The sequence below is a fragment of the Thermoclostridium caenicola genome (assembly GCF_900142095.1).
Classification (GTDB): Bacteria; Bacillota; Clostridia; order DSM-8532; family DSM-8532; genus Thermoclostridium_A; species Thermoclostridium_A caenicola.
Genome location: NZ_FQZP01000009.1, coordinates 55,501 through 67,988 on the forward strand (window position 1 = coordinate 55,501; position 12,488 = coordinate 67,988).

At 51.7% G+C, this 12,488-nt stretch carries 7 protein-coding genes and 1 riboswitch; of the genes, 6 read left to right on the forward strand and 1 reads right to left on the reverse strand.

Translation table 11 applies throughout. The annotated features are described in order from the left end of the window. Positions 1–186: 186 nt before the first annotated feature. From F3H12_RS04445 to F3H12_RS04465, 5 genes are all read left to right on the forward strand, one after another. A complete protein-coding gene (locus F3H12_RS04445; RefSeq protein WP_149678157.1) occupies positions 187–903 on the forward strand; it encodes an ABC transporter ATP-binding protein in 717 nt (238 codons plus the stop codon). Next, a complete protein-coding gene (locus tag F3H12_RS04450; protein WP_188118374.1) occupies positions 884–3,337 on the forward strand; it encodes a COG1361 S-layer family protein in 2,454 nt (817 codons plus the stop codon). Before F3H12_RS04445 ends, F3H12_RS04450 begins: the two co-directional genes overlap by 20 nt. Continuing rightward, a complete protein-coding gene (locus tag F3H12_RS04455) occupies positions 3,337–4,710 on the forward strand; it encodes an ABC transporter permease (RefSeq protein WP_149678159.1) in 1,374 nt (457 codons plus the stop codon). Before F3H12_RS04450 ends, F3H12_RS04455 begins: the two co-directional genes overlap by 1 nt. 425 nt (positions 4,711–5,135) lie before the next feature. Further along, complete coding sequence (locus F3H12_RS04460) at positions 5,136–6,935, forward strand: ABC transporter ATP-binding protein (RefSeq protein WP_149678160.1); 1,800 nt, start codon at positions 5,136–5,138, stop codon at positions 6,933–6,935. Positions 6,936–6,948: 13 nt separating this feature from the next. Further along, positions 6,949–8,775, forward strand: coding sequence for an ABC transporter ATP-binding protein (locus F3H12_RS04465; RefSeq protein WP_340162573.1), 1,827 nt, complete (start codon positions 6,949–6,951; stop codon positions 8,773–8,775). A gap of 179 nt (positions 8,776–8,954) precedes the next feature. Here F3H12_RS04465 and F3H12_RS04470 read toward each other — a convergent pair whose 3' ends face one another. Further along, positions 8,955–10,796, reverse strand: coding sequence for a substrate-binding domain-containing protein (locus tag F3H12_RS04470; protein ID WP_188118375.1), 1,842 nt, complete (start codon positions 10,794–10,796; stop codon positions 8,955–8,957). A gap of 227 nt (positions 10,797–11,023) precedes the next feature. Continuing rightward, positions 11,024–11,189: riboswitch (M-box (ykoK) riboswitch) on the forward strand. A gap of 182 nt (positions 11,190–11,371) precedes the next feature. Here F3H12_RS04470 and F3H12_RS04475 point away from each other — a divergent pair. Further along, complete coding sequence (locus F3H12_RS04475; protein WP_149678163.1) at positions 11,372–12,313, forward strand: magnesium transporter CorA family protein; 942 nt, start codon at positions 11,372–11,374, stop codon at positions 12,311–12,313. Positions 12,314–12,488 lie beyond the last annotated feature (175 nt).

The following is a 12,488-nucleotide window of genomic DNA, read 5'->3' on the forward strand; positions in this document are numbered from 1 at the left end:
CGAACCTTTTTCATTACCGTACGTCATATATATAGAGCTGGAAAATTATATCCAATTATTTGGCAAAATCTGAGACTGCCCTGTGTTATTTTCAAAGATTTGTTATATAATTAACTGGGACAAACCGGAAGCCCGATTATGAGCGCGGGATGATAAAAGAACTAACCATACCAAGGAGATACATAAATGTCTGCAATCATTACACTGGATAATGTTTACCGTATCTTTCGCATGGGCCAGGAACGCATCTATGCCGTCAATGGTATCAGCCTGACCATTGAGGAAGGTGAGATCTGCTGTTTGCAGGGGCCCTCCGGCTCGGGCAAATCGACGCTGCTCCACATAATGGCCGGACTGGACAGGCCGACGAAGGGTTCCATCACCATCGGGAATACGCGTATCGACAAGCTCAGCGAAAACCAGCTGGCCCTGTTCAGGCAGAAGCATATCGGCTTCATCTTCCAGAGCTACTACCTGATTCCCACCCTCACCGCGCTGGAAAACGTGGCCCTGCCCCTTACCTTCTGCGGCGTGCCACGGTCCAAGCGGATCAAAATGGCAAAGGAGCTTTTGGAGGCTGTTGGCCTGAAGGACCGGATGAAGCACAAGCCTTCCGAGATGAGCGGCGGCCAGCAGCAGCGGGTCTCCATCGCCCGGGCCTTTGTGAACAATCCCAAGGTGGTCTTCGCAGATGAGCCCACGGGCAACCTGGATACGGTAACCACCCATGAAATGATGCAGCTCATGACCTCCCTGGCCTACGAGAGGAAACAGACCCTGGTGATGGTTACCCACAACCCGGAATTGTCGGATTACTGCACACGCATTGTCAGGGTGCGTGACGGCAAGATAGAAAAGATTGAGAATGGAAGGGATAATGGTTATGAAACGGAGAATGCTTAAGAGGACCTTGCACTTCACACTCGCACTGATCTTTGTGATGACGGCCATGCTTTCGCTGCTGCCGGCCGATGTGGCCATGGCGACAACGGTGCATGACCGTAGCAACTTTAAGTTTGAAGCGGACTATTATAACTACTTGTCACCTGGCGAAAACTTTAATTTCACGTTAACTGTTACTAATAAATATGATCAAAAAATAACTATTACTTCGATTTTTTTAAACAAAGGAGCCGCCATCTCAGTAAAAGAGGAAAATGGTGATCCGTATACTGTTTTTATTGGAGAAATTGGAATAGAGCCGGACGGCCATAAAACAGTGCTCAGTGACCACATCATGCAATTTGTGGGTAATAAGTACAACAATACTTTCTCGTTAACCATCAATTACATGTTTGAAAATGGAGAAATAGGAAACACCTCTGTTGAATACAGAATTGATGTAAAAGAGGACGAGAACTTTGAGACCGATCCCTATACGCCCATTCTGCAGGCATCGGTGGCTGAGAATGCCTCGGTGACAGCCGGTCAGTTCTCCGCGCTGAACATCACCCTCAAAAACATCAGCGGCGCGGCCACCGCCAGGAACATCACCTTCACGCCCGTGTATGAGACCGGATCCCCGTTCATCCATGTGACGGTGAACGGCACGTCCATCAAGGAGATCAGGCCCAGGGCGGTGGATGTGATTAAACTGTCCGTCAACACCGACAAGTTCGTAAAACCCGGCTATTATCCCTTCAAATTCAAGCTGACCTTCACCAATGCCTGGGGTGAAGATTTCACCACCGAGCATATCGTCTACATCAATGTTGTAAACAACAAGCAGGATGCGAAGCTCATCGTGCGCACCTCCTCGGCTGACAATGTGAGCGCCGAGGCCGGCAAGAGCTTCTCCGTACCGGTATATGTGGTGAACTCAGGCAATTATTTCGCCAAGGACATCACAATAACTGTTAAAGGGCTGTCCCAGGACACCTTTATGCTCAGCTCCGGTTCAAGCCGCATCACCTTTGATCGGATCAACGGAGGAAGCAATCAGAAATTCACCCTTAACCTGTTGGCGGCCAAGGGCCTGAAAACCGCAAGCTATCCTTTGTCTTTCAAGGTGGAATACACCACCGAATCCGGGGAAAAGGTCAGCGAGGAACAGGAGATCTGGATCCCTGTAACCGGTAGTGGGGATGCGGTGAATGCCCTGGAGATCCTTAATGTGGGGACTTCCATGAGCACTGTGACCCCTTCCGATATCTTTGATGTTTCTGTTACCATCAAGAACAACGGGAACACCCAGACTGAGCAGATCAAGGTTTCTGCTGACGGGACCGATGCTCTCCTGCCGGTGACCCAGAACCTTTTCATCGTCTCCAAACTGGGGCCCAATGAGAGCAGGACCCTGAACTTCAGGTTCCAGCCCTCTCCCGATGCGAAACGCGGGAGCGTGCCCATCGTCATCAAGGTGGGATCTGTGGATGGTTCGGGAAATAACGCGATGATTTCCCAGGCTGTTTCGGTCTTCGTGGACGCAGAAGGCGGTGAATCGGATCCGAACAAGAACGTTCCCAAGATCATCGTGGAGAGCTACGCCTACGAACCCAGGCAGGTGAAGGCCGGTGAGCAGTTCACCCTGCATATGTCCTTCCAAAATACCCATTCCTCCAAAACCATCCGGAACATCAAGGGCAGCTTCAATGTGGAGGAGAAGTCCAATGAGACAGGGAATGTCTTTACCCCTGTGGACAGCAGCAATACCTTCTTCATTGACGAGATCCGGCCGAAGGGTACATACGACTGGACTCTGAACCTGTACACCATACCGGATGCCCAGTCCAAGACCTATACCGTCATCCTTTCCTTTGCGTACGAGGATGAGCAGGGCAACCCCTATACCGAGCAGGAGATCATCGGCATTCCCGTTTACCAGCCCTCCCGGTTTGAAATGTCGGAGTTCATGCTTCCCAGCGAGGCGTACATGGGAGACCCCATCTATCTCAACTTCAGCATTTACAATATGGGCAAGACGGACCTGTACAATGTGAAGATGTACGTCGAGGGCGATTTCGCCGCCGATCCCATGAGCTCCTATTTCGGCAACTTCACGCCCGGTTATATGGAGTGGTGCGAGATCAACCTCATACCCATGCAAATTGGAGTGAACAAAGGCAAGATTGTGGTGGAATACGAAACCACCAGCGGCGAACTCATGACCTATGAGAAGGAGTTTGCCATCAATGTCCTTGAAATGCCCAGCTTTGATCCCGGATTCCCCGTTGACGGCGGCTTCCCGATGGATCCTGGCATGGAGGACGGAGGAAACGGCGGCTTCATCGGCAGCGTATGGTTCTATGTCATCATCGGTGTTGTTGTGGTTGGCGTGGTCGTAACCATTATCCTGGTCGTCCGGAAGCGCAGGAAGAACAAGGAGTTTGAATTCTGATGAGATTTTTTGATACACTCACGCTCAGCGTAAGAAACCTGTGGCGTCGAAAACTCAGAACCACCCTGACCATCATTGGCGTCATGATCGGTACCTGTGCCATTGTGGTGATGATTTCCCTGGGCCTGGCCATGAACAAGAACTTTATCGATCAGCTCAGCAGAATGGGCAGCATCATGCAGATCCAGGTCTACGCCTGGAATGCAGGAGGCACGACGCCGGACGGCAAAAAGATTGAACCCCTGACCGATGCAAAGATTGCCGAGATTGCCAAGATTAAAGGGGTTGAAGGCGCAACGCCCGTTCTGGAGCTCGACCTGAAAATGGCAGTGGGCAAGTATGTGGGGTGGATCTATATACTGGGTATTGATCCCGATGTATTCCAGATGCTGGATATACCTATAAGCAACGGACGCGGTCTTACCAGCGGGGATACCGATCAGATGGTGGTCGGTGGATATGTCAGGTATAACCTTTACAATCCAAAATCCAACAGGTGGGATCCGGCACCGGAAGACATTAACCTTATGGAGGAAAAGGTTCTTATTACCTGGGATATGAACTATGGCAACAGGACCTACCCGGGTATGTCCGGATCATCCAGGAAAAAAGTGAAGCCAGTAAACGTTGAGGTTGTGGGTATAATTGGCGAAAGCGGCAACTATGACTATAGTGTCATCATGCCTCTGGAGGCTGTTAAGAAATACAAGAAGGAAAAGGAAAAATTTGAACAACAGGAGTATGGCGGAAACGGCGGATTCATGATAGGCCGAAGCAGCTCGCGGGGCTCCTCCTCCCAGGAAAACCAGGGGTATAACCAGGCCATTGTCAAGGTTAAGGACATAGACAGTGTGGCCGAAGTGCTGGAACAGATCAAGAATATGGGATATGAAGCCCAAAGTCCCATCCAGATCCTGGAGCAGATGAAGCAGCAATCGGCAGGTCTCAGGCAAATACTGGGCGGCATCGGGATCACGGCCTTTATCATTGCGGCCATCGGTATTGCCAACACCATGTATATGTCCATCTATGAAAGGACCCGTGAGATTGGCATTATCAAGGTCATCGGTGCGAGGCTGAGGGATATCCGGCGCATCTTCCTGATGGAAGCTGGCTGGATCGGCATCTTCGGCGGCGTGTTCGGAATCGGGCTGAGCCTGCTGGCCTCCATGGCGCTGAACAAGTTCAAGATTAACCTCGGTGGCCAGATCATGTGGATGCCTGAGGCGGAGGGGATGATGTCCTCCTATATTCCTCCCTGGCTCATGCTGGCGGGAGCGGGGTTCTCCTTCCTGGCAAGCCTTCTGGCCGGGTTGCTTCCCGCAAGGCGTGCCATGAAGCTCAGCGTCATGAAAGCTTTACGCCAGGAATAACCGGAAAACGCGTTGAAGCGTCACGTGAAAGCGTGACGCTTTTTTAACGGTTTATGGTTAAAGCGCGCCATGACGGGCATATGGATCTGGCATAAAAAGTATTCCTTTTTAGATTGCCATGTGGTATATTATACTGGTGGCTTGTGCCGCCAAACCAATCCGTCTTGAGAGGAGGCTGCGATATGGCAAGCAAGTTTGGATTTGCAGGATTCAGAATCAAATATGGAGTTGGCATTGTCGCAGCCGACAGGCCCATCTGAGCTGATCCTATCTGTCCCTACGGCAATTTCAAATCCATTTTTGATGGCTGAGTCATGCGATGGTTGATGTGATGGCTCTTTTTTCGCGTTTCTTCATGACCGGATGCACATGATAATCTATGTACACCATTTTAGCTGCTGATACCGCCCGAAAGGAGGCGCAACGTGAGAAAACTGAAGTTGCTTCGTGAGTATTTGCGCGGAAGCGGCATGACCTATCTTCTGTCCATGCTGTCCGTGCTACTGATGACTGTTTTTTCGTCCATGGTGCCGCTGGTCATCGCATTCACGGTGGATTACGTCATCGGCGACAAACCGGTTGAACTGCCTGCTGCCCTGGCATCCCGGATCGATGTGGCAAGTGGGATTAGCACCATCAGGAACAATCTGTGGATCATCCTGGCGGTCCTTGTTGTGATTACACTGCTTCAGGGCATCTTCATGTACCTGAAAGGAAAATGCTCGGCCGTTGCGGCCCAGGCATCTTCCAAGCGGATGCGGGAAAAACTGTACGGGCATTTGCAGCACCTGCCCTTTGATTATCATGTGAAGGTACAGACCGGGGATATCATCCAGCGGTGTACCTCCGACATAGAGACCATCCAGAACTTCATATCCACCCAGTCCATCGAGGCGCTCCAGATCATCCTGCAGGTCATCGTGGTGCTGGCCGTAATGATTGCCATGGACCTGAAATATACCTTGATCTCCATATTGCTGATACCCATTGTGTTTGTCATAACCGTCCGCTTCTTCATCAACATGATGAAGGTGTTTGTCAGGGCGGACGAAGCCGAAGGCCATATGACCGCAACCCTGCAGGAGAACCTGGCCGGCGTCCGGGTCGTAAAAGCCTTTGGCGCCCAGAATTTCGAGATGGAGAAGTTTGATGAGAAGAACAGGACCCACCGGGATCTGAACATGGACATCGTTCGGATCATGGCCAATTTCTATGGAGGAACCGACCTGATGTGCATGCTCCAGCATGCGCTGGTTATCGCGGTGGGCACCTATTGGGTGGTCAGGGGCCAGGTTACCATTGGCACGGTGGTCGCCTTTTCATCCTATGCGGGAATGCTGGTATGGCCCTTACGAAACCTTGGCCAGATGATGGGATTCATGGGCCAGGCCTTCGTTTCGCTAGGCAGGATCCAGGAGATCCTGGACAACAAACCCGAAGATTACACCACGGGCGAGACACCTCCCGTTCAGGGGGAGATTGTCTTTGAGGATGTCCATTTTGAATATGAGAAGGGTAAGCCCGTTCTGGACGGTGCAACCTTCAGGATAGAGAAAGGCCAAACCGTGGCCATACTGGGCGCCACAGGCGCCGGAAAGAGCTCGCTGGTCCATCTCCTGCTTCGTTTATACGATTACAAGAAAGGCAGCATCCGCATCGACGGCGTGGAATTGAAACGCATCAGCCGGCAGTGGATCAGAAAGCACATCGGCATCGTCCTTCAGGAGCCCTTCCTGTTCTCGAAAACCATCAGGGAGAACATCGGGATAGGCTGCGGCCGGGTGGAGGAGGACAGGATCCTTGCAGCGGCCAGGACGGCCTGTGTGGACGAGGCCATCCAGGAATTTGGAATGGGCTACGACACCCTTGTGGGCGAGCGTGGTGTGACCCTGTCCGGTGGCCAAAGGCAAAGAATTGCCATCGCCAGGACCATCATCCGGGATGTGCCCATCCTCATCTTTGATGACTCCTTGAGCGCCGTGGATGCCGAGACCGACGCCAGGATCCGTAAAGCGCTGAGGGAGCGGCGGAAGGACACCACCACCATCATCATCTCCCACCGGATCACCACCCTCGCGGAAGCCGACAGGATCCTGGTGTTGGACCAGGGCCGGATCATCCAGTCGGGTACCCACGAGGAACTGATAAAGGTTGACGGGCCTTACAGAAGGATATGGGAGATCCAGAGCGCCCTGGGCGATGAGATGGAAGAAATGACAGTCTGAAAGGTGTGAGATCTTGTATTTCGAGGAAACCGAGTACGGCAAACGGTTTGACATAAACGTTGTCAAAAAGCTGGCCGCTTTTGCAAAACCCTATAAAAAGACCATTATCACGCTGATGGTGCAGATGCTTTTCCTGGCGCTGGTGGATGCCCTGTTCCCCAAACTGAGCCAGTATGCCATCGATCACTTTGCCGTCAAAAAATCATTGGACGGATTCTGGGTCTTCTGCCTTGTGGCGGTTGGCCTGGTGGTGATCCAGGCGGCCAATGTATGGCTCATGATCCGGAACGCGGGAACGATTGAGTACGGTATCCCCTATGACATGCGAAAAGGTGTCTTCAAGAAGTTGCAGGAACTGTCCATCTCCTTTTACGACAGGACTTCGGTGGGCTGGCTGGTATCCAGGATGACATCCGATATCAATCGGATCGGCATTACCCTGTCCTGGCATGTGGTGGACTTTTTCTGGTCCATCTTCCTGGTGATCATCATGACCGTGTTCATGCTGGTCACCGATGCGGGCTATGCCCTGATGGTCCTATGTGTGGTTCCTGCCCTTGTGATCATCAGCATGATCTTCCAGAAAAAGATCCTGTTCAATTACAGGAAGGTGCGCAAATACAATTCCCAGATCACCGCGGCCTTCAATGAGGGCATTACGGGTGCGAAGACCATCAAGACACTGGGGATAGAGGATGACATGCTGGCAGAATTCGAGAAGACAACCCGGCAGATGCGGGATTTTTCGGTCCGGGCGGCAACTGTCTCATCCATCTACACCCCGCTGATAATCCTCCTGGGGAGCATCGCCACCGGGCTGGTGCTATGGAAGGGCGGTTTTGAGGTCAGCCGGAACATCACCAGCTACGGTACCCTGGTACTGTTCATATCCTATGCTGTCCAATTTTTCGAGCCCGTCAAGTCCTTTGCCCGGGTCTTCACGGAACTTCAGTATACCCAGGCTGCGGCGGAACGGGTGGTCACGCTGCTGGAGACCGAAAATGAGATTGCGGACAGCAGGGAAGTGATAACCCGCTACGGCAATATGCTGGACTCCGACAAGTCGGAATGGCCAAAGTTCCATGGACATATTGTCTTTAAGAATGTGACCTTCCGCTATAAGGAAGGCGAGAATATCCTGGAGAATTTCAACCTGGAGGTCAGGCCCGGTGAAAAGATCGCCCTGGTGGGTGAGACCGGTTCCGGCAAGACCACCATCGTAAACCTGGCCTGCCGCTTTTATGAACCTACCGAGGGAAGCATCCTGATCGACGGCGTGGATTACCGGGAAAGACCGCTTTTGTGGCTGTACTCCAACATCGGCTATGTGCTGCAGGAGCCCTACCTGTTCAGCGGCACGGTGAAGGAAAACATCGCCTATGGCCGGAAAGAGACCACCATGGAGGACATCGTCCGGGCGGCGAAGACTGTCAACGCCCATGATTTTATCATGCGCCTGGAAAAGGGATACGACACCCAGGTGGGAGAGCGGGGAAGCCGGCTTTCCACCGGCCAGAAGCAGCTCATTTCCTTTGCCCGGGCCATTCTGTCCGATCCGGGCATGTTCGTGCTGGATGAAGCCACTTCGTCGGTGGACACCGAGACCGAACACCTGATCCAGGATGCGCTGAACCGGGCCCTTGAAGGGAGGACCAGTTTCATCATCGCCCACAGGCTGTCCACCATCCGCTCGGCGGACAGGATTTTGGTCATCGACAAGGGCAGGATCATCGAAGAGGGTACCCACAGGGAACTGCTGAAGAAAAAGGGTTATTATTACAGGCTATATACCAACCAGCTCATGGAGGAGCAGAAGAAGGAAGCATTTGTAAAGGCTTAATTCCCATAAGGCATGCCCGGTGCGGACCCGAAAGACACCGCCATCGGGATGTTCTTCCCGTATGACGGTGCGCAAACTGCAGCAGCGTCCTTTAAATCCGATGAATCACGGAGTAAAGATTATATCTTTAAATGGAACGGGCTGCGGATCCTTCCGCAGCCCGTTTGCTGTGCATCGGTTTATGGTTCCTGTGCGGCGCTGTGCCTCCTTGAGGCCAGATCCGCTTCAGCGTCCGTGTAGACCTGTTCAAAATCCGAATCAACGCTGGCACGGGCATAGCCCCAAGAGAATGAGACCTTGTAGGGCTTGTCCAGTCCGTTGTTCAGTTCTTCCAGTTTTTTGCGGAATCGCTCTTCAATGGCGTGGATTGCATCCCCGTGGATGTTCTTGATGAGCACCATGTAACGCTCGCAGCTTTCGTGGGACAGGAAATCGTCCTCCCGGATGGAACCGGACAGGATCCTGGTGACCTCATTCATAACGCGCTCGCCTTCTTCGAAGCCGTATTCGGCGTTGATTTCAAAGAAATTGTCGATTTCCACCAGGATCAGATAATACTCTCCGCTGTCGGCCTTTCGGTTCTGGAGCATGTTGTTGGCCAGGTATCGGATTTTCTTCATCTTGTCCAGATTGTCCCGCACGGTCAGCTCGTTGAGCTTGCGGTTGGTGTTGATAAGCCTTTCAAGCGTGTCGGACAGTTTCATCTCCACCTGCTGCTTTTCGTAGGCGAGGAAGGCATTCTCCATGTACTGCTGCACCTCGAGGCACAGGTTTGCCATGGTGGCCACCAGGTTCTCCGGAGCGGACATGATGATATAACCCAGCTGGTTCTTGCCTATGAAAATGGGCTTGACGAAGGTGATGCCATCCAGGGTCCCGTATATGGGATCCGGCAGGATCCGGGAGACCTCAAAAGGCGTGGCATACTGGACTTTCCGCCCATCTGAATAGCCATACAGCATCGTTCCCTTGAGGTTTTGCCTTGCGGAAGCATAGTCGTCAAACCGTGTTGGCGTCAGGTAACGCACGATATAGCAGGCGTTCATGCCATACTCGCTCAGACAGTCGGTGAGAGCAGAGTAGAAAGCAGTCTCATCGAGGGACTGGAATCGTCGATGGGTCCTGAGGGGGTTGAATATGGGTCCGGGATTGTTGCTCACTGGATGCCCGGAATCCTTGCAGCCGCAGGAATGCCGTATGATCAAACGGGGCTGCAAGGTATAAACCAGCCCGCTGAATCGATCCGGCTGCTCATCAAGAAGCAGTTCCACGGCTTTGCGGCACATTTCCTCCATGGGCTGGGAAACCGTTGTCAGGGTCTGGACCATGCCCATGGGATCTCCCACATCGTCAAAGCCGGTTACCGCCACATCCCGGGGCACAGAAAGGCCATTTTCGTTCAGGCACTTTATGGCGCCGCTGGCCGTATCATCATTGGCGCAGACAAGAGCGTCGATCTCCTTTGCCCGGATATGGGGAATGAGTTTTTTGGTCAGATGGTACCCCCGTATATCGCTGAAATTGCCCTCCAGGAGGAAATGCTTGGGGACTTCGAGCCCGTTTTGGTAAATGACCTTCAGGAACGCATCCCGCCGCAGCAGGGCCTCGGGGTTTTTCAGGGGACCGCTGATATGGGCCAGCTTATGGTAGCCGTGGGATATCAGGTGGGATACGATTTGCTCAAATCCTGAAAAATTATCGGTTGAGACCGCCGGGATACCCTCAAGCTCAATGCCTAAGGAAACGGATGGAAGGCCGGCCTTCGTGGCCAGGTCCTGTACCAGCTCCACACCAAGTTTTGATGACAGTTGACCAGACAGAACAAGCGCATCGATGCTGCCCTGGGATATCATGCGGTACAGAACGTTGCACTGATAGTCGGTTGCCGTATTGTTTATCAGGCTGTATCCTTCGAAAATGACCAATGAACAGTTGCGGGGTTCCAGCTCCCGCCACAGGGACTTGATCAGGGCCATCCCAAAAGGGCTGTAGATGGAACTGGTCAAAAAACCTATTCTCATAAGACCCCCCCCGACTTCCGAAAAAAGAAGGCGTTTACTTATCAATCCTGTTTTATTATATAATACCACCGGTTTTCTTCCAAAAAAACGCAGTTTGCGCATAGTTGAAACAGGTTCCGATTCTTTACGCATCCATTATCCGACAGGTTGCGTTCCGGCCGGCAAAACAAGCCTGTTTGCCGTATTGACGCCGTGTATAATAAAGCCTATAATCTAGGTGTAAAAGTAAATATCTCTGTTAGGTGAGGCTCCTATACGGATACAGGCTGCTGCCCGGAAACGTCGAGAGACGCCAATGGGTAAACAAACATTGCCGGATTAAGGTTTTGTTTAATGCAGTTGGCTTTTTGCCTAAGCCGTATAGTGCCAAAACTCGATGAGGGGGAGAGTGATCATGAATGGTGATCTGAGTCCGCTCTCGCGGACTTTTGTTATGCACCTGGCCGGATTTTTTGAGCATATCAGGATGAACGGCCGGGCTTTATGAAAATGGTGCCCCCTGCCGGGGTGATTGTTTTCATCGTCTTCAGGCATAATTTCGGTGAGGTGATTCTTATAGAAGGAAGGTGATTTCCATGATGGAAATCTTCAAGACATCGGAGCACGGTCTTGAGACCCTTACGGTGGATACCATCGAAAAGGGCTGCTGGATCAATCTGACCGAGCCCAGCGAAGAAGAACTCGACAAATTGACCCAACTTATCGGTGCCGAACCGACATTCCTGCGGGATCCTCTCGATGTGGAAGAGAAGCCTCGTATTGATACCGAGGATGACCAGATACTCATCATCGTCGATATACCCTATGTCTACGAGGATGATAAATCCATAAAATTTGAAACGCTGCCGATGGGTCTGCTCCAGGTGAGGGACGACTACATCATCACCATATGCAGCAAGCAGGTTCCTGTCCTGGAACGTTTCAGGAACGGGCAGATAAAGAATCTGTATACCTACAAGAAAACCCGCTTTATCTTTCAGGTCCTGTACCATGTGGCAAAGGACTACCTGAAATACCTGAAGCATATCGACAAAAAGAGCGAATTCATTGAAAATTCTCTTTATAAATCCATGAGGAACAAGGAACTGTACAAGATGATGGAGCTCAGCAAGAGCCTGGTGTATTTCACCACGTCATTAAAGTCCAACGAGACCGTTCTGGAAAGGCTTCTTTCCGGCAAGCTCATCAAGATGTATGAAGAAGACCAGGATCTGCTGGAGGACACCATCATTGAGAACAAGCAGGCCATTGAGATGGCCAACATCTACAGTTCCATCCTCAGCGGCATGATGGATGCCTTTGCGTCCATCATCTCCAACAACCAGAACATGGTCATGAAGTTCCTGGCGGCCATCACCATTGTGCTTTCTGTCCCCAATGTCATATTCAGCTTTTTCGGACAGAACTTTGAATGGCCGTTTACAGGCAATCCGTTTATGTGGCTCTATGTTACCGTCGGCTCCATCGCCATAACTCTCTTTGTGGCATTTATCCTTTACAGGAGGGACATGTTCTGAAAGCCATTCGGAAGGCCTTGCGGGCCGGGCTCGCCGGATGGTTTCCAGAAAGGATATAAAAAGGAAATTATAGCTGGCCGTGTCAAGCGTCTGTGAAAATGTCAGGTTAACTGTTCTATGAAAATGTCAGGGATGATAGCTGATTAAACAACCGCCGTCCTCTTGCAGACTAGCC